Origin of the sequence: Nitrospirillum guanabarense (assembly GCF_034653355.1) — a bacterium.
Lineage (GTDB): Bacteria > Pseudomonadota > Alphaproteobacteria > Azospirillales > Azospirillaceae > Nitrospirillum.
Genome location: NZ_JAYEER010000002.1, coordinates 376,133 through 397,907, shown reverse-complemented (window position 1 = coordinate 397,907; position 21,775 = coordinate 376,133). Strand labels below are relative to the sequence as shown.

The window sequence follows — 21,775 nt, the reverse complement described above, 5'->3', positions numbered from 1 at the left end:
AAGGCGGGACCAGGTCCATCACCCGGTCCCGCCCCTTCCCTACGACGGTGTAGCGCTCACGTCTTTGCGCTGGCGCAATGATTTTGGTTCACGGCTCTCAGCCCAGCAGCGCGTCGATGGCCGCGCGCAAGGCCCGCAGCCGCTCGCGGTCCTTGTCCTTCAGCGCCGTGGGCCGTAGGGAGCGCAGGTTGCTGACCAGCCGCTCCACCGACGCCAGGTTCACGCCGGGCGCGGTGATGCCGGTGGACGGCTTGCCCTCCAGCACCTCCGGGACCGCGTCCTGCGCCTTGGCGGCGCGGATGGTGCGGATGCTGAGCGTGCCGCTGCGCGCCGACTGGATCAGCCGCTCACGCACCGCCGGCTCATCCACCCGCGACAGTTCCACCAGCACGTTGCGCGACAGGCCCAGTTCTGACGTCAGAACTCCATCCAGAATGTCTTCGGGCAGGCTGAGGATGCGCAAGGTGGCGCTGATCTCACCCTTGGTCTTGCCCAGCGCTTCCGCCGCCTGGTTCTGGCTCCAGCCCTTGCCGTCGATCAGGCGCTTCAGGCCCCGCGCCTCTTCCACCGGGGTCAGATCCACGCGCTGCAGGTTCTCGATCAGCGCCAGCACTTCCGGATCGCCGGTATGTTCGATGGCGAGGATGACGCCCCAGCCCAGCCGCTGCGCCGCTCGCCAGCGGCGCTCACCCGCCACGACGACCCAATGGCCGCGATCCGTTGGGTTGCGCCGCACCAGGATGGGCTGCAGCTGTCCCTGTTCCGCCATGCTGGCGGCCAGGCCGTCCAGCTCTTCCTCCGAAAACAGCTTGCGCGGCTGTTCTGGATCGGGCGCGATGTGGTCGACCTGCAACTCGATGCTGTGGTGGAAGCGGCTGTCGCGCGACATCACCAGTTCGCCGGAGGCCTCGCCGATCATGGCGGATGCGGCCCCCAGGATGGGGGAGGGTCGTTTCTTCACCGTCATGGCGCTTACGCCTCGCTCTCAACAGGAATCAGGTCGATATCGGCGCGGGCCAGCGGCCGGCCGGAAATGATGCAGTCCGCCAGCTTACGATAAACCGCGGTGGCGGACGAGGTGGGCGACGCCTCCAGCGCGATGCGTCCATTGCGCGCGGCGTGGCCGAACACGGCGCTGTCGGGCACGGCTTCCAGCACCGGCACCTTTTCGCCCAGCGCCGTCACCAGATGGGCCAGCACCTCGCGGTCCACCGACTTGCGGCGGCCAAACTGGGTGGGCAGGATGCCGGACAGGCGCAGACCCGGGTTCAGGCGGCGCTGCACCTTATGGATGGTGTTCAGGATCAGGCCCACCCCCATGGTGTCGTAGGGCTCGGTGCGCACGGGGATCAGCACTTCCTGCGCCGCGGCCAGGGCCATCCATGTCAACATGCCCAGGTTGGGCGGGGCGTCGATGACAATGAAGTCATAGCCGGCGCGCACCGTGTCCACCGCCTCCCGCAGGGCGGCGTCGAAGCCCGGCTCCCGCCGGCCATCGGTTTCCGACAGCTCGATATGGCTGGCCGCCAGATCGAAGGGCAGGGGCACGGCGGTTTCCACCATGCCCGGCTTCAGGATGGCATCGGCCATATTGCGGTTCTGCAGAATGACGTGGGCCATGGTACGGCCTTGGCGATAGACCTCCACCGCCGCGTCCGCCAGCAGGGCCACGGTGGCGGTCGCCTGCGGATCCATGTCGATCAGCAGCACACGGCTCCCCGACTGGCCCAGGGCATAGGCCAGGTTCAGGGCGCTGGTGGTCTTGCCCACGCCGCCCTTCTGGTTGGCCAGCACGAAAACCCTGGCATTGCGCGGCTTGTGCGAGGCGATCTGCTCCAGCTCCGCCGCCACATCGTCGGGGATGGGTTCCTTGCCGTTTTCCCACCGGCTGATTTTGGGCTTGTCGTAGGAGCGGGACAGCCGCTGGTTCAACATGTCCTTTAAATCGCCCTGGCTTTGCCGCAGCATCTGGCGCAGCTCACGCATCCGATCGCCGTTCATCGCCCCATCCTTCGCTCTCAAGCCCGGTTCTGACGTCAGAACCTGACAGTGGGACCATCAAGTGTCAACGACAACGTTGATGGTTGATGGTTGATCCTTCTTTCCAATCCAATCCTTGGAATGGACCTGGTCTGACTCTTTCCTAAATTCACGTTGTTCTTGTTCAAGAGCCGTAAATTCATTCAGTTTCAATATGTTAATCGGCGTCCCCATGCGCTTTGTCCCGAGTTTGGATGCGCTTTGTCGCCGCTCTCCATGTGTTTTGTCCGCCGTCTATGTGTGAGCTGTCGCCAGCGGCCTGTTTCCTATGCGTTTTTTCGCCAGGCTCACGGGGGCGATCCGATTGGACGGGGTGGTGGATGCCGCGACCCTTTTCCATGTGTTTTCTCTTCAGGTCGGCCGAGTTGTTTCCATGCGTTTTCCCGCCATGCTGGGAAAGGTTTCGATGAATCTGAAATAATATAATGATATCAGTTAATTACGCTAATCCCCGCCACGGCGCGGCGTCCTTCCCTATGTGTTTTCTCGCCAGCCCTTTTTCGCTCTCTCTATGTGTTTTCTCGCCAGGAGGACGATGAGGCGGAGTCGTTGGCCACAAAAGGCCGATTTCCCCGGGGAGGGGCCCATTTCTGTGCGTTTTCTCGTCACCTGGGCGGAAGTTGCCCAGGTCTCTATGCGCTTTGTCGCCAGTTTGTGAGGGCCGCCGCCGTCTTTCTGTGTGTTCTGTCGTCACCCGTGGGGGGCCTGTTGACTCTGTGTGGTGCTGCTGGTCGACTGCACAGCATGAACAGGAACGCAGCAAAACCGCCGGCGAGGCGCCCGGAGGCGACGGGGGACCCCTTCCGCCTGGACACGGATCCCACCGTGCCCAAGCCGCGTGGCACCATCGAGATCATCGAGACCGGTGGCGGCCTGACCCTGTCCGACAAGAAGCTGTTCAATGTCATCCTGGCGCACAGCTGGGACAAGCTGGCTGACGCCACCGCGGCGCTGCCACCCTTCCGCGCCGCCACCGCCGATCTCAAGCGCGCCATCGGGGAAGAAACGGAGCACAGCAACGCCCGCCTGAAAAGCTGTTTCGACCGGCTGATGTCCGTGCGGGTGGAGTTCCCCTACCTCAGCTCCGATGGCGAGGTGAAGGAGGGTGGCGCGCCATTGCTGAGTTTCCGCGCTTTGCCCAAGGGGAAAGGCTACGCCGAATGGTCCTTCCCGGCGGAACTGCGCCCCGCCCTGGCTGAACCGTCGGCCTGGGCGCGCATCCATCTGGCGGTGTGCACCAGTTTCAGTTCCAAATACGCGTTGGCGCTGTATGAGTTGCTGAGCGTGCGGGTCAACCTGCGCGAACCGGATTGGGAGGTGGATATCGACACCTTCCGCCAATTGCTGAGCGTCAAGAACACCTCGGCGAATAAGAACTTCGGTATCCTGCAGCGCGAGGTGCTGGAGCGCGCGGTGCGCGAGGTCAATGAGCTGTCGGCCATCGAGTGCAGCTATACCCCCATGCGGTCGCCCTCGCGCGGCCGGCCGGTGGTGGCCCTGTGCTTCACCATTCGCAAGAAGGAACGTACGGCTCTGACCTCGGTCGCGCGCGCCACGGAATTCGCCATCGATCCCGTGGGCCCGGTGGGTAAGGGCGGCTTCGTGGCGGGCGCCCGCGATGCCGACACCGTGGATCTGGAGGATGGCAAAACCGACCGCGACCGTCCTGTGTCCGTACTGGGACTGAAGCGGCGGGTCAGCGACACGGCGCTGGAACAGTTGCGCGCCGAATATCCAGGCACCGACATTGATACGGCGCTGGACCGCTGGGCGGGCTGGGCGTCGGGCCAGACGGGCAAGATCCGTAACGCCGACTTGGCCTTCGCCGGTTTCGTGCGCAAGCTGGCGGGGGAGGCGGCACCCGTCGTCGTGGCCGCACCAGCGCCGGTCCTGCCGGCACCGCGTGGCACCCACCAGGGGCTGATCGACCGCCTGGCTGCGGAACCGCTGGACGTGCGCACCCGCTTATACAAGCGGGCCCGCGAACTGGGTGCGCCGGAAGTGCGTGCCGCTTCGGCCGCCAGCAACATCCACAAATGGGTGGACTGGGTGGCGGAAGAGGCGGCGGGCGCCCTGCGCTGACCCGGGCCGCGGAGGCCCGAGTTCTGACATTACAGCTCGGCAGACCTCAAGGTTCGCTGAAAACGAATTTGTACGGAAGAGGCGGTGGGCTCCTGTCGGAACGAAAGCCAACCTGCGGGATCACTTGCGCCACACCAAGGCGCGGTGCAGGCCTTCCCGGGCACGGGCACGGGCACGGGCACGTACGCGGCCTCTTGCACCGAGGCCATGATGCGGAAGGCGGGTGTTACAGCGGCGGCCAACCGCAACACCGAGCGCTCGACATCGGACAGCAGCTCGTAGCCCCGGTCCAGCGTCTCCCGCAGTGTCTTCTGCCGGGATGAGGTGGGGCGCAAGCCGTGCTCACGATCGTGCGGGACGCCATCGCCGATTACTCGGACGGAATGATGCATGCGGCCCTTGAGTTGAACATGCCGAACGACACCCAGCGCCATCGTGACCACGCGGGACGTGGTTGATGCGCTGGCCATGACGCTGGTGTGCCGGATGGACCGTGGGAAGTTCTGATGTCAGAACTTCCCACGGTTTCTGAGACTTAGTCGGCGCGCGGCAGATAAATGCCCCGCATGGCGATCACCCATATGCAGCCCGTGGGGGCTTCCTTCCGCAGATCGGGCAGCGCGAAGGTGGTGTGGCCGTCGCCGCCGAACTTGGGGCCCAGCAGCGAGAAGAGCGCCTGGTACTCACGAATGGGCAGCGTCGTTCCATCACACAGGTGGAAGCCGTCGGGCACATAGTAACCGGGCCACAGCATGATACTGGCGAGATAGGGTTCGTCCATGAAGGTCCTCGATATTGGTCCGCGCTGGATTCGGCCGCAGATGGATGCGTCCGGGGCGATAATGCCCTGGCATGTTGTGCCTCGGCGGGTTGGATTGATCAATCCACTGCCCACGCCGAAGGTTTGGCCGGTGCCGGCCGGGACCTGGGCCGGCCACCGTGCCGGGCGACCCCCTCCGCGAATCGTCCGCTCCGGCTATTGATGGCATCATGGCGGCCAGCTCAGCCTCCGATCGCGATGGTCAAAGGATTCGGCCGCGTCGCCATCGCCCCCGCCGAATTGCCTAGGTCTTGGAACAGCGCATATGTCTTTCCTATGGTAAGCGCGCCGCAGAATGGGGACCGGCGCTGGAATAGTCCGGTCAAAAACGCGTCGATTTTGTCGACAATTTCTTGCGTCTGGCAGGCCTGGGTTGTCCAGCTACAGGAGTAGCGCGCCGTAGGAGCGCGAGACACTGCGATTCAGAGGACATCAGGGGCGGGAATCGACGGATCATTACCAGGATGGGGACAACGTTATCATGTCCCCGACGCCCCAAATCAGAGTTGTCGTTCCCGGGGACTGACCTATTCGAAGGAATATGAAGGAACAGAGGCGGCCCAGATATTGGGCGGTGCCCTGTTCTGTTTGCCCCATACTGGTGGGATCATCCGTTTGGTAATGTCCCGTTAACACTTTGGGGTATGAAGATTTAGGGGCTTCATTAGCCATCTGGGCAAAATACGCCTTGAAGTTGCCCTCACATCTTATTATCGTGGCCGCCAGGCTATCCGTGTGCCAGAGGTGCGTTTGCACTTTGGTGGTATCCGGGGTGCCAGGCGGCAGATGTCCAGAAGGGACGCCGTCAGGATGCGTTTGAGGTCCCCGCTGTCGTTGCCATAAGGGAAACGTTAACCGGGGTGTGTTCTCCATATCAACCACATGGCTGTGGTTGCGCCCAAAAAATGGGTGTTGTTTAGCGCCGTCCATGAGGCATCTCAAACGAGATGCGATCGGAGGTTGTAAATGGTCTCGCCTATTACTTTCCTGGGCCCGTCTCAGATTGCCGCCCTGTCCACGGCGAACATTCAGGCTCTCAGCACGGCCGATGTCGCCGCGCTGTCGACAACCCAGATTCAGGCGCTAACGACGACCCAGGTGGCGGCCTTCCAGGCCAGCCAGATGGTCTTCAGCGTTTCGCAACTTCAGGCATTCAGCGACGCGGACATCAGTGTCCTGTCCACGGATGACTTTGAAGCGCTGAAGTCCAATCAGGTCCAGGCGCTGACCTCCGATCAGATCCAGGCGCTGACCACGGACCAGCTTGGTGCGCTCACCACCTCGTCCGTCCAGGAATTCAGCAAGACCCAGGTCGGGTTCTTGACGACGGCGCAGCTCGGCGCCTTCAACACCGCCGACACGCGCGCCCTCACGACGACGCAGCTCTCGGGCCTGACCTCCGCCCAGATTTCCGGACTCAGCAGTGACAACCTGTCGGCGCTCAACAGCGCCCAGGTGCAGTCGCTCTCCACCGTCCAGCTGCAGGGCCTGACCACCAGCCAGCTGAACGCGCTCAGCACCTCCGACATCAACGAATTCAGCGCCACGCAGATCGGCGGCTTGAGCGCCGGCCAGATTTCCGGGCTCAGCAGCGACAACCTGAACGCGCTGAGCAGCGCCCAGGTGGCCAAGCTCTCCAGCGCCCAGGTCCAGGCGCTGACCAGCGACCAGTTGAACAGCCTGACCACTTCCGATGTGCGTGAGCTGAGTTCCGCCCAGCTGGGCCAACTGACCACCGCCCAGCTGTCCTCCATCGGCACCACCAATGTGTCCGCGCTGACCACCTCCCAGGTGGCCGGCCTGACGACGTCTCAGATTCAGTCGCTGACCACGGATCAGCTGAACGCGCTGTCCACCGCGGACGTGCAGGCGCTCAGCCTGAACCAAGTGGGTGCGCTGACCACCAGCCAGATCGCCGGCCTCAGCAGCACCAACCTGAACGCGCTGACCAGCGGCCAGGTGGCCAAGCTGTCCAGCAGCCAGGTCCAGGCGCTGACCACCGACCAGCTGAACACCCTGACCACGGCCGACGTGCGTGAGTTGAGTGCGGCCCAGGTGGGCCAGCTTACGACGGCGCAGACATCGGCCCTGGGCACCACCAACCTGCAGGCACTCAGCTCCACCCAAGTGGCGGGCCTCAGCACGGCCCAGGTCAGCACCCTGACGACCGACCAGGCCGCGGCGCTGACCACCAACCAGGTGACCAGTCTGACCTCGTCCCAGGTGAAGGCGCTGACCACCGACCAGCTGGGAGCGCTCGCCACGGCCACGGTGCAGAAGCTGACCAGCGCCCAGGTCCAGGCCCTGACGACGGCGCAGGTCTCCGGTCTGACCACGGACAATCTGTCGGCGCTGAGCTCCAGCCAGGTGGCCGCGCTGTCCAGCGCCCAGGTTCAGTCGCTAACCAGCAGCCAGCTGAATGGCCTGTCCTCGTCCGACATTCGTGAATTCACGACCGCTCAGGTCAGCCAGCTGACCACGTCGCAAGTTTCCGCCCTCAGCACCGGGGTCGTTTCGGCGCTCAGCACCGGCCAGGCGGCCGGTCTGACCACGTCCCAGGTTCAGTCGCTGACCAGCGACCAGCTGAATTCCCTGAGCACGGCCGACGTGCAGGCGCTGACCGCCAACCAAGTGGGCGCGCTGACCACGGCGCAGGTGTCGACCCTCAGCACCAGCAACCTGAACGCGCTGAGCAGCGCGCAGGTGGCTAAGCTGTCCAGCAGCCAGCTTCAGGCCCTGACCACGGATCAGCTGAACAGCCTGACCACGGCTGACGTGCGTGAACTCAGCAGCGCCCAGATCGGCCAGCTGACCACCACGCAGCTATCCGAACTGGGCACCGATCAGCTGAACGCCCTCAGCGCCGGCCAGGTGGCGGGCTTGACGACGGCGCAGGTGCAGTCGCTGACCACCGACCAGGTGTCGGCGCTGGGAACGGCCCAGGTCAGCAGCCTGACGACGGCCCAGGTGAAGGCCCTGTCCACCGACCAGTTGGGCGCTTTGTCCACGACCACGGTGCAGAAGCTGACGACGGCGCAGGTGCAGGCGCTGACGACGGCCCAGGTCTCCGGCCTGACCACGGACAACCTGTCGGCCCTGAACTCCACCCAGATTGCCAGCCTGAGCAACGCCCAGGTTCAGTCGCTGACCAGCAGCCAGTTGAACAGCCTGACGACCTCGGACGTTCGTGAGCTGACGACGGCGCAGATCAGCCAGCTGACGACGGCCCAGGTTTCCACCCTGGGCAGCGACAACCTGAACGCGCTCAGCAGCGCCCAGGTGTCCAAGCTGACCAGCGCCCAGGTTCAGTCGCTGACCAGCACGCAGCTGAACAGCCTGACCTCGGCGGACGTGCAGGAACTGACGACGGCCCAGATCGGGCAGCTGACGACGGCCCAGGTGTCGAACCTCAGCACCGACACGGTGTCCGCGCTGACGACGGCGCAGGTCGCCAACCTGTCGACGGCGGACGTGCAGTCCTTGTCGACCGACCAGCTGGCCGCGCTCAGCACGGCGGACGCCCGGGCGCTGACGACGGCGCAGATCGGCGCGCTGACCACCAGCCAGATTTCCGGGCTCACCAGCGCCAACCTGAACGCGCTGAGCAGCGCGCAGGTGGCCAAGTTGTCCAGCAGCCAGATCCAGGCCCTGACCACGGATCAGCTGAACAGCCTGACCACGGCCGACGTGGGTGAACTCAGCAGCGCCCAGATCGGCCAGTTGACGACGGCCCAACTGTCGGCGCTGGGCACCACCAATCTGCAGGCTCTCAGCTCCACCCAGGTCGCCGGTCTGACGACGGCCCAAGTCCAGTCGCTCACCACCGACCAGGCCGCGGCCCTGACCACCGCGCAGGTGACCAGCCTGTCCGCCACGCAGGTCAAGGCCCTGTCGACCGACCAGCTGAGCGCGCTCGCCACCGCCACGGTGGCCAAGCTGACGACGGCGCAGGTCCAGGCCCTGACGACGGCCCAGGTTTCCGGCCTCAGCAGCGACAACTTGAGCGCCCTGAGTTCCACCCAGGTGGCCGCGCTGTCCAGCGCCCAGGTCCAGTCGCTGACGACCGCTCAGCTGAACAGCCTGACGACCTCCGACATCCGGGAATTCACGACGGCTCAGGTCAGCCAGCTGACGACGGCGCAGGTCTCCAACCTTAGCAGCGACAACCTGAACGCGCTGACCAGCGCCCAGGTGTCCAAGCTCTCCAGCGCCCAGGTCCAGTCGCTGACCAGCACGCAGCTGAACAGCCTGACCTCGGCGGATGTGCAGGAACTGACGACGGCCCAGATCGGGCAGCTGACGACGGCCCAGGTGTCGAACCTCAGCACCGACACGGTGTCCGCGCTGACGACGGCGCAGGTCGCCAGCCTGTCGACGACCGACGTGCAGTCCTTGTCGACCGATCAGCTGGCCTCGCTCAGCACGGCGGACGCCCGTGCCCTAACGACGGCTCAGATCGGCGCGCTGACCACCAGCCAGGTGGCCGGCCTGACGACCAGCAACCTGAACGCGCTGTCCAGCGCCCAGGTCGCCAAGTTGTCCAGCAGCCAGATCCAGGCCCTGACCACGGATCAGCTGAACGGCCTGACCACGGCCGACGTGCGTGAACTCAGCAGCACCCAGATCGGCCAGCTGACCACCACGCAGCTATCCGAACTGGGCACCGATCAGCTGAACGCCCTCAGCGCCGGCCAGGTGGCGGGCTTGACGACGGCCCAGGTGCAGTCGCTGACCACCAGCCAGGTGTCGGCGCTGGGTACGGCCCAGGTCAGCAGCCTCACCACCAGCCAGGTGAAGGCGCTGACGACCGATCAGTTGGGCGCGCTGGGCACGGCCACGGTGCAGAAGCTGACGACGCAGCAGGTGCAGGCGCTGACGACGGCCCAGGTCTCGGGCCTGACCAGCGATAACCTGAACGCGCTGACCAGCAGCCAAGTGTCCAGTCTGAACAGCGCCCAGGTTCAGTCGCTGACCAGCAGCCAGTTGAACAGCCTGACCACGGCGGACGTGCAAGAACTGACGACGGCGCAGATCAGCCAGCTGACCACCGCCCAGGTGTCGACGCTCAGCACCGACACGGTGTCCGCGCTGACGACGGCGCAGGTCGCCAGCCTGTCGACGACGGATGTGCAGTCGCTGTCGACCGACCAGCTGGCAGCCCTCAGCACGGCGGATACCCGTGCCCTGACGACGGCGCAGATCGGCGCGCTGACCACCAGCCAGGTGGCCGGCCTGACGACCAGTAATCTGAGCGCGCTGTCCAGCGCCCAGGTGGCCAAGTTGTCCAGCAGCCAGATCCAGGCGCTGACCACGGATCAGCTGAACGGCCTGACCACGGCCGACGTGCGTGAGCTCAGCAGCACCCAGATCGGCCAGCTGACCACCACGCAGCTGTCCGAACTGGGCACCGACCAGCTGAACGCCTTGAGCTCCAGCCAGGTGGCGGGCCTGACGACGGCCCAGGTGCAGTCGCTGACCACCAGCCAGGTGTCGGCGCTGGGCACGGCCCAGGTCAGCGGCCTCACCACCAGCCAGGTGAAGGCGCTGACGACCGATCAGTTGGGCGCGCTGGGCACGGCCACGGTGCAGAAGCTGACGACGCAGCAGGTGCAGGCGCTGACGACTGCCCAGGTCTCGGGCCTGACCAGCGATAACCTGAACGCGCTGACCAGCAGCCAAGTGTCCAGCCTGAACAGCGCCCAGGTTCAGTCGCTGACCAGCAGCCAGTTGAACAGCCTGACCACGGCGGACGTGCAAGAACTGACGACGGCGCAGGTCAGCCAGCTGACGACGGCCCAGGTCTCCACCCTGGGCAGCGACAACCTGAACGCGCTGACCAGCGCCCAGGTGTCCAAGCTGACCAGCGCGCAGGTCCAGTCGCTGACCAGCACGCAGCTGAACAGCCTGACCACGGCGGATGTGCAGGAACTGACGACGGCGCAGATCAGCCAGCTGACGACGGCGCAGGTCTCCACCCTGGGCAGTGACAACCTGAACGCGCTCAGCAGCAGCCAGACTGCCGCACTGACCAGCGCCGAGGTTAGGTCGCTGACGTCGGATCAGCTGAACAGCCTGACCTCGTCCGACGTTCGTGAGCTGACGACGGCCCAGATCGGTGCGTTGACCACGGCCCAGGTGTCGACGCTCAGCACCGACACGGTGTCCGCGCTGACGACGGCGCAGGTCGCCAGCCTGACGACGACGGATGTGCAGTCGCTGTCGACCGACCAGCTGGCCGCGCTCAGCACGGCGGATACCCGTGCCCTGACGACGGCGCAGATCGGCGCGCTGACCACCAGCCAGGTGGCCGGCCTGACGACCAGTAATCTGAGCGCGCTGTCCAGCGCCCAGGTGGCCAAGTTGTCCAGCAGCCAGATCCAAGCCCTGACCACGGATCAGCTGAACGGCCTGTCCACGTCGGACGTCCGGGAACTGTCCAGCACCCAGGTTGGCCAGTTGACGACGGCCCAGCTGTCGACGCTGGGCACCACCAACCTGCAGGCACTCAGCTCCACCCAGGTCGCCGGCCTGACGACGGCCCAGGTCCAGTCGCTCACCACCGACCAGGCCGCTGCCCTAACCACCGCGCAGGTGACCAGTCTGTCGACCAGCCAGGTGAAGGCCCTGACGACCGACCAGCTGAACGCCCTGACCACCGACACGGTGCAGAAGCTGACGACGCAGCAGGTCAGCCAGCTGACGACGGCCCAGATTTCCGGCCTCAGCAGTGCCAATCTGAGCGCCCTGAACAGCGCCCAGGTGTCCAGCCTGACCAGCACGCTGGTCCAGGCCCTGACCAGCAGCCAGCTGAACAGCCTGACGACCTCCGACATCCGGGAGTTCACGACGGCTCAGGTCAGCCAGCTGACGACGGCGCAGGTCTCCAACCTTAGCAGCGACAACCTGAACGCGCTGACCAGCGCCCAGGTGTCCAAGCTGACCAGCGCCCAGGTCCAGTCGCTGACCAGCACGCAGCTGAACAGCCTGACCTCGGCGGATGTGCAGGAACTGACGACGGCCCAGATCGGGCAGCTGACGACGGCCCAGGTGTCGAACCTCAGCACCGACACGGTGTCCGCGCTGACGACGGCGCAGGTCGCCAGCCTGTCGACGACGGATGTGCAGTCGCTGTCGACCGACCAGCTGGCCGCCCTCAGCACGGCGGACGCCCGTGCCCTGACGACGGCGCAGATCGGCGCGCTGACCACCAGCCAGGTGGCCGGCCTGACGACCAGCAACCTGAACGCGCTGTCCAGCGCCCAGGTGGCCAAGTTGTCCAGCAGCCAGATCCAGTCGCTGACCACGGATCAGCTGAACGGCCTGACCACGGCCGACGTGCGTGAACTCAGCAGCACCCAGATCGGCCAGCTGACCACCACGCAGCTGTCCGAACTGGGCACCGACCAGCTGAACGCCTTGAGCTCCAGCCAGGTGGCGGGCCTGACGACGGCCCAGGTGCAGTCGCTGACCACCAGCCAAGTGTCGGCGCTGGGCACGGCCCAGGTCAGCGGCCTCACCACCAGCCAGGTGAAGGCGCTGACGACCGATCAGTTGGGCGCGCTGGGCACGGCCACGGTGCAGAAGCTGACGACGCAGCAGGTGCAGGCGCTGACGACGGCCCAGGTCTCGGGCCTGACCAGCGATAACCTGAACGCGCTGACCAGCAGCCAGGTGTCCAGCCTGAACAGCGCCCAGGTTCAGTCGCTGACCAGCAGCCAGTTGAACAGCCTGACCACGGCGGATGTGCAGGAACTGACGACGGCGCAGATTAGCCAGCTGACGACGGCCCAGGTCTCCACCCTGGGCAGCGACAACCTGAACGCGCTCAACAGCGCCCAGGTGTCCAAGCTGACCAGCGCGCAGGTCCAGTCGCTGACCAGCACGCAGCTGAACAGCCTGACCACGGCGGATGTGCAGGAACTGACGACGGCCCAGATCGGGCAGCTGACGACGGCGCAGGTCTCCACCCTGGGCAGTGACAACCTGAACGCGCTCAGCAGCAGCCAGACTGCCGCACTGACCAGCGCCCAGGTTAGGTCGCTGACGTCGGATCAGCTGAACAGCCTGACCTCGTCCGACGTTCGTGAGCTGACGACGGCCCAGATCGGTGCGTTGACCACGGCCCAGGTGTCGACGCTCAGCACCGACACGGTGTCCGCGCTGACGACGGCGCAGGTTGCCAGCCTGACGACGACGGATGTGCAGTCGCTGTCGACCGACCAGCTGGCAGCCCTCAGCACGGCGGATACCCGTGCCCTGACGACGGCGCAGATCGGCGCGCTGACCACCAGCCAGGTGGCCGGCCTGACGACCAGTAATCTGAGCGCGCTGTCCAGCGCCCAGGTGGCCAAGTTGTCCAGCAGCCAGATCCAAGCCCTGACCACGGATCAGCTGAACGGCCTGTCCACGTCGGACGTCCGGGAACTGTCCAGCACCCAGGTTGGCCAGTTGACGACGGCCCAGCTGTCGGCCCTCAGCACCACCAACGTGGCGGCGCTGACGACGACGCAGGAAGCCGGCCTGACGACGGCCCAGGTCCAGGCGCTGACCACTGACCAGGTGGCGGCGCTGGGAACGGCCCAGGTCAGCGGCCTGTCGACCAGCCAGGTGAAGGCCCTGACGACCGACCAGCTGAACGCCCTGTCCACCGACACGGTGCAGAAGCTGACGACGGCCCAGGTTCAGGCGCTGACGACGGCCCAGATTTCCGGCCTCAGCAGCGCCAATCTGAGCGCCCTGAACAGCGCCCAGGTGTCCAGCCTGACCAGCACGCTGGTCCAGGCCCTAACCAGCAGCCAGCTGAACAGCCTGACGACCTCCGACATCCGGGAGTTCACGACGGCTCAGGTCAGCCAGCTGACGACGGCCCAGGTCTCGACGCTCGCCAGTGATAATCTGAACGCCCTCAGCAGTGCCCAGGTGTCCAAGCTGTCCAGCAGCCAGATCCAAGCCCTGACCACGGATCAGCTGAACAGCCTGACCACGGCGGACGTCCAGGAACTGACGACGGCCCAGATCGGTCAGCTGACCACGGCACAGCTGTCGACCCTTAGCACCACCAACGTGGGCGCCCTGACGACGGCCCAGACGGCATCGCTGACCACGACTGAAGTCCAGTCGCTGAGCAGCGATCAGCTGAACAGCCTCAGCACGGCGGACGCCCAGGCCTTGACGCCGAACCAGGTGAGTGCGCTGACGACCAGCCAGGTGGCGGGTCTCAGCACCACCAACCTGAACGCGCTGTCCAGCGCCCAGGTGGCCAAGCTGTCCAGCAGCCAGATCCAGGCCCTGACCACGGATCAGCTGAACGCCCTGACCACCGCGGACCTGCGTGAGCTCAGCAGCACCCAGGTCGGCCAGTTGACAACGGCCCAGCTGTCGGCCCTCAGCACCACCAACGTGGCGGCGCTGTCGACGACGCAGGAAGCCGGTCTGACAACCGCCCAAGTGGGCGCCCTGACCACCGACCAGGTGTCGGCGCTGGGAACGGCGCAGATCACCGGCCTGTCGACGGCCCAGGTGAAGGCGCTGAACTCCGACCAGCTGAACGCCCTGTCCACCGCGACGGTGACGAAGCTGAGCAGCACCCAGGTCCAGGCGCTGTCGTCGGCCCAGCTTTCCGGCCTCAACAGTGACAACCTGTCGGCGCTGACCAGCAACCAAGTCCAGGCTCTGACCAGCGCCCAGATCCAGTCGCTGACCAGCACCCAGCTGAACGCCCTGTCCACCGCCGATGTCCGGGAGTTCACGACCGCCCAGATCGGCCAGTTGACGACGGCGCAGGTGTCGACGCTCAGCACCAGCACGGTGACGGCGCTCAGCACCTCGCAGGTGGCCAGCCTGACCAGCACTCTGGTCCAGGCCCTGACCTCCGATCAGCTGAACAGCCTCAGCACGGCGGACGTGCGGGCGCTGACGACGGCCCAGGTTTCAGCCCTGACCACCGCGCAGGTCTCGACGCTCAGCACGGATAACCTGAACGCCCTCAGCAGCGCCCAGGTGACCAGGCTGACGACGACGCAGGTCCAGGCGCTGACCACGGATCAGCTGTCTGCCCTGGCCAGCAGCCAGGTGGTCGGCCTGAACAGCGCGCAGGTTAAGGCGCTGTCGACCGACCAGTTGGGGGCCTTGAGCACCACGGACGTCCGTGCGCTGAACAGCGCGCAGGTCCAGGCGCTGACGACCAGCCAGGTGGCCGGCCTGACGACCAGCAACCTGTCGGCCTTGAGCAGCAACCAGGTCGCAGCCCTCAGCAGCGCCCAGGTCCAATCGCTGACGACGGACCAGATCAGCGCGCTGACGACGGCCGACATCCGGGAGTTCACGACCAGCCAGGTGACGAACCTGACGACGGCCCAGATTTCCGGGTTGACCACCGACCAGCTGTCGAACCTGACGACCGCCCAGGCCAGCGTGTTCACCTCGGCCCAGGTCCACGCGTTCAGCACCGACCAGGTCAACGCCTGGCTGACGGGTCTGACGGGGTAAGGGCGTAGCAATGGCGTGACGGTTCGGACAGGGGATGCGGGGCAGCCTCTCCGGTCCGTTCAGGGGCGGGTGCCAGAGGATTGAGGGGCGCTGAGTCTCTCAATCCTCGGTGCTTTTTAGGGCCCCGTATGTGTGGTCAAGGCATGGGTCCCGACGGGTGGGGACGCGTGCGGGGTTGGGGTTTATGGGTAATGATCCGGTATCATCGCGGCCGATAGGCGGGGTGGTCGGCAAGACCGCCTTCACCAAGATCACGCCTGCCGGCCGGGGCGATACCGACTTCCAGAAAACCCTGGCCAAGACGGGTGCCGTGGCGGATCCGTCCAGGGCAGCCCAAGGCAGCACTCCGGCGGATGCCGTTCGAATCTCTCAGCAGAGTATGCTGTCGGGCGTGGCGGCGTATAATATGGCGGCACAGGCATCGCCGGCGATGCCGGGATATCAGCGGCCGGTGGTTCGGGTTGGTGACAACGTGACGACGAAGAACGAAAAGTCCGACAAAGGCGCCTTCCGGCTGTCGCCTTCGCGCCAGCTGCAGGGCAGTACGGCCTATGCCAAGGTCGTGCAGACCCAAACCGCCGTCGCCCAGGCGTCCGGCTCCCAGAATGGCGGCGTGCAGACCCCGACAACCCCTGTCACCGGTGTGGCATCCGCCCCAACGTCGGTACCCCCGGCTGAAACGGCACAGCCGGGTGATGAGCAGGCTAAAGTTGCGGATCGCTCCACCGTGAATATCGTGTTATGATTCCGCTTGATATTTCAGGGACTAAGAAGTCCTGAGGCGCTTTATTCATGGAATGTCGACCGTGGCCTCTGCTGCTTCCATTACACATCAGGCACCGCTGCAAACCGCTGACGTTATCGAATACCTGACGGCCAGAGCATGGAAGATCCCGCCGGGGGTCGAGGAAACGGCATTTCGTTTTCTGGTGGGCCGGCTGGATTTCACGGGCTTGCTTGGCTTGGTCGAGGCGGCGCGGGAGGCCGCCCCTTGGATGCGGCCCGCCTCGCTGTACCAGCTTTGGCTGGATGAGGTGCCGGCCGATGCCACCTTGCGGCACGCGGCCTATTTCAACCTGGGCGTGGAACTGGCCAACGTGGGCGACACGGCGGCGGCCGGCGCGGCCTACAATGCCGCCCTGTCGTTGAAGTCCGACTTCCTCATCGCCGCCATCAACTTGGGCCTCATGTCCGAAGGCCAGGGCAAGCATGATGAGGCGCTGGAGATTTGGCGCCGATCCATTCAGGCCGACGACATGCGCACCACCCTGCTGAACCAGCGGGGCCGCCTTTTGGAACGGCTGAGCCGGTTCGAGGAGGCGGAGCGGGAGCTGTATCGTAGCCTGCTGACCGTGCCCAAGCAATCCGACGCCATCAGCCACTGGGTACATCTGCGCCTGAAGATGTGCGCCTGGCCCGTCTACCTGCCCATCCCCGGCCTGACCAAGGATGATATGGTCGCCAGTTCAGGCGGCCTGACGCTCATGTCCCTGTTCGATGAGAACGCGGTGGTCAACCGCTGGGTGGAACAGTGGATTTCCCGCTTCGGCACACCGGAGCGGCTGGCACCGGCGCAGGGCTACAGCCATGACAAGGTGCGCATCGGCTACCTGTCGTCCGATTACAATCTGCACCCCGTCAGCATGCTGATGGTCGAGCTGATCGAGAAGCACGACCGGGCCAAGTTCGAGGTCTATGGCTATGACATGGGCCTGGACGACAACAGCTATCTGCGGCATCGCATCCTGGGTGCCTTCGACCAGTGGTTCCGCGTCGTGGAGATGAGCGACGACCAGGTGGCGGAACTGATGCGCCAGCATGAGCTGGACATCCTGGTCGACCTCAACGGCCTGACCGACGGGTCCCGTCCCGGTATCGTGCGGCGCAAGCCGGCGCCCGTTCAGATCACCTATCTCGGCTTCGTCGGGTCCCAGCCCATACCGGAACTGGACTACGCCATCGTCGACGATTTCGTGGTGCCGAAGGAACTGGCCGGCGACTTCCACCCCAAGCCCCTGTACATGCCCGTCTGCTATCAGGTGAACGACAGCAAGGCGCTGGTGGACCCGTCGCCCACGCGCGAAAGCGTGGGCCTGCCGACGGACAAGTTCGTCTACACCTGCTTCTCCAACACCTACAAGATCACGGAAGAGGTCTTCGACGCCTGGATGCGCATCCTGGCCGGGGTGGACAACTCCGTGCTGTGGCTGCTGGCCCGCACGCCCTGGGCGCGGCGGAACATGCAGGACCGGGCGCGGGTCCGGGGGATCGATCCCGACCGGTTGCTGTTCGCCGGCCCGGCCAGCCCCGCGCAGTACCTGGCCCGCTTGCCGCTGGCCGACGTGTTCCTGGATACCTATCCCTACAACTCCGGCACCACGGCCAGCGACGCTCTGCGCATGGGCCTGCCCATCGTCACGCTCTCGGGCAAGACCTTCGCCTCGCGCATGGCGGGCAGCCTGCTGCGTACCGTTGGCCTGCCCCAGGGCGTGACCGGCAGCGTCGACGATTACGTCAAGCTGGCGGTTAAGCTGGGCAACAAGCCCAAGGAATACAAGGCTTTCCGTGACGCGCTGGCGGGTGGTGAGGCCTGGCGGCGCACCCTGGGCGATACCGATCGCTTCGTCCAGGAGCTGGAGGAACGGCTGCTGTCCATCCGGGTCAGGCCCGGCTGAGGCTGGGACACGGGCGTCAAGGTGCTGCATATCCAACGGTGGGTCGCATGGGAAGACTGCGTCATTTCGATCTGAAGGGCATGCTGGACGCTCACCAGTGCCAGGTTTATCTGGAGACCCGCACGGGGACCGGTGACGATCTGCGGCATGCCGCGTCCTTCGGATTTGAGCGGCTGTTCTCCGCCGAGACGGACAATGAGGCCCTGAACCGGGCTCGGGCACGGCTGGCCCATGTGCCCCAGGTCCAGCTGCTGTTCGCGACCAGCGAGGATGTGCTGAAGGCCGTCGTCCCGCTGGTTCCGGCCCAGATGCCGATGCTGTTCTGGCTGGACGGGCATGCCCCCGGTGATGACCACCGCCGGGCCAAATACGGCCTGGGCGGGGATTCCACCCTGCGCCCGCCGCTGGAAAGCCTGATGACCCAACTGCGCCAGCTACGGCCGCGCAGCCGCGACGTGATCCTGGTGAATGACCTGCGTTCGTACGAGGATGGACCCTACGCCAGCGGCACCGTGCCCTTGGCGGATCGGAAGCTGGCCTTTTACGACCGCAACATCGATTTCGTCTTTCGCCAGTTTCGCCACACCCACACCATCGTCCGCGATCTTGCCGACGATGGATACCTGGTCCTGACGCCGCGGTAATGGGGCCCACGGGGCGTCTTGGCGGCGTGCATGTTAGTCTTTTCCTTGGGTGCCCCCTGGGCGGGGTGTCGCCGGTACGCGGAGTGGTATGATGGCGGATGAAACGACCAAGCAGATGCTGCGCCGCGCCTCGGATGGGCGCTTCGCCCGCCGCTGGATCGTGGGCGAGGGGATAGACATCGGCTGTGGTCCCGATCCGCTGGGCAATCTCAAGGATTATTTTCCCTTGATGAAATCCACCCGGCCGTGGGACCTGCCCGACGGTGACGCCATGCTGATGGAAGGGGTGGCGGATAACAGTTATGACTTCGTCCATTCCAGCCACTGCCTGGAACATCTGGTCGACCCCGTGCGTTCGCTCGGCAACTGGATCCGGATCTGCAAGCCCGGCGGGCATCTGATCATCACCATCCCGGACGAAGATCTGTACGAGCAGGGCATCTGGCCCTCGGTCTTCAACCAGGACCACAAATGGACCTTCACCATCCTGAAGCCGCAGAGCTGGTCGCCCAAGTCGATCAGCGTCGTGCAACTGCTGGACCTGTTCAAGGAAGAGGTGGAGGTGCTGAAGCTGGAGAAGCTGGACAGCGGCTTCCAGTATGATGCGCCGTTGCGCGACCAGACCCTGAAGGGCACGTCGGAGTCCGCCATCGAATTCGTCTTGCGCAAGCGGGCCAAGGGCTGGGGCCTGGCCCGGACGGCGGTGGTGGTGGACGACAGCGCCGCCCGTTTCGCCCAGGTGGCGCGCCGGCATGAAATCGACGCGCAGTTCGCCGAGGCCATCGGCCTGCACCAGCAGGGCCGGGTGGGTGAGGCGCAAGCCGCCTACACCGCCATCCTGGGCGCCGATCCGGACAATCTGGCGGTCATGAACAACCTGGCGCTGATCATCCCCTTCGGCGAGGCCGAGGGCCTGTTGCGCCGTGCGTTGGAGATCGACCCCAGCTATGTCGACGCCTTGCTGAACCTGGGTAGTCAGCTCGCGGCCAACCAGCGGGTGGAGGAAGGGCGGGACGTGCTGCGCCGCGCGCTGGCCGCCGCCCCCAACGACGCCCGCGTCGTCGCTGCCCTGTCCCAGGTCTACGATACGCTCGAGGCCCATGAGGACGCGGTGGCCCTGCTGCAGGAAAAAGGCGCGTTGCTGGGCGATCTTGACGACGTTTACTGCCGCCTCGGCAAATATGCCGAGCATCTGGGGCGGACGGATGAGGCTCTGGCCTATCTGGCCAACGCGTTGCGAATCAACCCGTCCCATGTCGAGGCCAACATCTATACCGGCCGCCAGCACCTGCGGAAGGGCGACTTCGTCAAAGGGGCGGAAGGTATCGCCTGGATCTGGCACGGCCGCATTCCGGAAAGCCAGATCGGCCTGTTCGTGGACGAGGCCGGCCAGCCCATCCGCCAGGATGGCCGCACCATCGTGCTGTCCGCCGACAGCGGCCTGGGCGACACGCTGCAGTTCGTGCGCTATGCGCGCCTGCTGAAGGCCCTGGGCGCCCGCGTCATCGTCGAATGTCAGCCGGAACTGCTGCGCCTGGTGGGCGCCATGCCCGAGGTGGACCAGGCCGTGGCCATAGGCGATCTCGCCGCCGGGTTTGACCTGCGCCTGCCCCTGCACAACCTGATCGGCGCCTTCCGCACCACGCTGTCGACCGTGCCGGCGGAGGTGCCCTATCTGGCGCCCCTGGCGGATGAGGCGTCGGCGTATGACCAGCGCCTGGCGCAGCATCCGGGCCTGCGCGTCGGCTTGTGCTGGGCCGGCAACCCCAGCCACCCCCGCAACGGCAGCCGTTCCGTCGCGCCGGCGCTGCTGGCCCCCTTGCTGGGCCAGGCTGGCGCCAGCTTCTTCTCCCTGCAGAAGGGGGGAGGGCGCCGCCCTGGGCCTGGTCGACTGGACGGCGGATTTCGCCGACATGGCCAACACCGCGGCCCTGGTGCAGGGCCTGGACCTGGTGATCAGTGTGGATTCCGCCGTGGCCCACCTGGCGGGCGCGCTGGGCCGACCGGTGTGGTTGCTGAACCGCTTCGACAGCTGCTGGCGCTGGCTGGAGGCGGGGACGGAAGCCAATCCCTGGTATCCGACCCTGACGGAATTCCGCCAGCCGACGGCGGGCGACTGGGATACGGTGATGACGGCGGTGACCACCAAGCTGGCGGAAACAGTGACGGCCCAAGGCGGCCGGAAGCGCCAGGCCGGCAAACGCTAATCCCCTGGGACCGCTATGGCCACCCCACCCGACGTCACCGTCATCATCCCCACGCACAAACGGGCGCATCTGCTGCGCCGGGCGCTGGAGTCCATCAAGCAGCAGCCGGCGGCGGTGGAGGTCATCGTCATCTCCGACGCCACGGACGGGGAGACGGACCGCGCCTGTGCGGCACTGCTGTCGGCGGACGACATTTACATCCGCCGCAACGGCGCCCCCGGCCCCTCGGCCAGCCGCAACCTGGGCCTATCGTTGGCCCGCGGGCGCTACGTGCTGTTCCTGGACGATGATGATGCCTGGCATGCCAACTTCATCCCCGCCCTGTTGGCCCAGCCGGCGGTGCAGCAGGGACTGCCCGTCTATGCCAACAGCAGCGTCGTCACCGAACGGCGGGGCCCGGACGGGCCGGAGTTCCTGAACGAAGGCTTCATGGACGTGGCGGGGCGCCTGACGCTGGAAATCTACGTCAAGAATCAGGTCCACATGTCCTGTTTCGCCTTTCCGCGCGCACTGCTGACGGGGCTGGAGTTCGATGTGTTCATGCGGGCCTATGAGGATTGGGACTTCATGCTGGCCGTCATCAACCGGCAGATGCCGGTGCATGTGCCGGTACTGGCCTCCCGCATCTTTGAGGTGAAGGACGCGACGACGGACTGCCGGGGCGACAGCCGCGCGGCCAACGACTACAACGTCGTCATCGATTATCTCTATGTCTACCGCCGCCACCCGGCCCCCAACACGGAGGTGGCGCAACGGCGGGTGTCGCTCATGAACGGCCTGGGCATACCGGCCACCCCTTCCATGCTCTGACCACGTCAT

11 protein-coding genes and 1 pseudogene are annotated in these 21,775 nt (G+C 65.7%); 8 read left to right on the top strand and 4 right to left on the bottom strand.

The window, feature by feature from the left end; translation table 11 throughout:
• Positions 1-97: 97 nt before the first annotated feature.
• Entirely contained in the window at positions 98-967 is an 870-nt protein-coding gene (locus UAA55_RS08340; RefSeq protein ID WP_322952220.1) for a ParB/RepB/Spo0J family partition protein, read from the bottom strand.
• Positions 968-972: 5 nt separating this feature from the next.
• On the bottom strand, positions 973-2,001 hold the full coding sequence (locus tag UAA55_RS08335) for an AAA family ATPase (protein ID WP_322952219.1): 1,029 nt from the start codon (positions 1,999-2,001) through the stop codon (positions 973-975).
• Positions 2,002-2,865: 864 nt separating this feature from the next.
• On the opposite strand from UAA55_RS08335, the gene UAA55_RS08330 reads away from it, so the two are divergent.
• Complete coding sequence (locus UAA55_RS08330) at positions 2,866-4,122, top strand: replication initiation protein (protein WP_322952218.1); 1,257 nt, start codon at positions 2,866-2,868, stop codon at positions 4,120-4,122.
• Positions 4,123-4,151: 29 nt separating this feature from the next.
• Here the strand turns inward: UAA55_RS08330 and UAA55_RS08325 are convergent, their stop codons facing one another.
• A complete protein-coding gene (locus UAA55_RS08325) occupies positions 4,152-4,592 on the bottom strand; it encodes a hypothetical protein (protein ID WP_322952217.1) in 441 nt (146 codons plus the stop codon).
• Positions 4,593-4,657: 65 nt separating this feature from the next.
• Positions 4,658-4,903: a phage tail protein gene (locus tag UAA55_RS08320; protein ID WP_322952216.1), complete on the bottom strand. Its 246-nt coding sequence runs from the start codon at positions 4,901-4,903 to the stop codon at positions 4,658-4,660.
• 1,005 nt (positions 4,904-5,908) lie between these two features.
• Between UAA55_RS08320 and UAA55_RS08315 the strand changes: the two genes are divergently transcribed.
• From UAA55_RS08315 to UAA55_RS08290, 7 genes and pseudogenes are all read left to right on the top strand, one after another.
• Positions 5,909-15,430: a hypothetical protein gene (locus tag UAA55_RS08315; RefSeq protein WP_322952215.1), complete on the top strand. Its 9,522-nt coding sequence runs from the start codon at positions 5,909-5,911 to the stop codon at positions 15,428-15,430.
• A 223-nt stretch (positions 15,431-15,653) separates the two neighbouring features.
• Positions 15,654-16,175 (top strand): hypothetical protein, encoded by a 522-nt coding sequence (locus UAA55_RS08310; protein ID WP_322952214.1) that lies wholly within the window; start codon positions 15,654-15,656, stop codon positions 16,173-16,175.
• A gap of 208 nt (positions 16,176-16,383) precedes the next feature.
• A complete protein-coding gene (locus UAA55_RS08305; protein ID WP_322952213.1) occupies positions 16,384-18,105 on the top strand; it encodes an O-linked N-acetylglucosamine transferase, SPINDLY family protein in 1,722 nt (573 codons plus the stop codon).
• 47 nt (positions 18,106-18,152) lie between these two features.
• Positions 18,153-18,749 (top strand): hypothetical protein, encoded by a 597-nt coding sequence (locus tag UAA55_RS08300; RefSeq protein ID WP_322952212.1) that lies wholly within the window; start codon positions 18,153-18,155, stop codon positions 18,747-18,749.
• An 88-nt stretch (positions 18,750-18,837) separates the two neighbouring features.
• Positions 18,838-20,049: pseudogene (locus UAA55_RS08295) on the top strand (tetratricopeptide repeat protein); the annotation flags it as partial.
• A gap of 391 nt (positions 20,050-20,440) precedes the next feature.
• Complete coding sequence (locus UAA55_RS31255; RefSeq protein WP_416235175.1) at positions 20,441-20,956, top strand: glycosyltransferase family 9 protein; 516 nt, start codon at positions 20,441-20,443, stop codon at positions 20,954-20,956.
• 15 nt (positions 20,957-20,971) lie between these two features.
• On the top strand, positions 20,972-21,766 hold the full coding sequence (locus tag UAA55_RS08290; protein ID WP_322952211.1) for a glycosyltransferase family 2 protein: 795 nt from the start codon (positions 20,972-20,974) through the stop codon (positions 21,764-21,766).
• Positions 21,767-21,775: the final 9 nt, after the last annotated feature.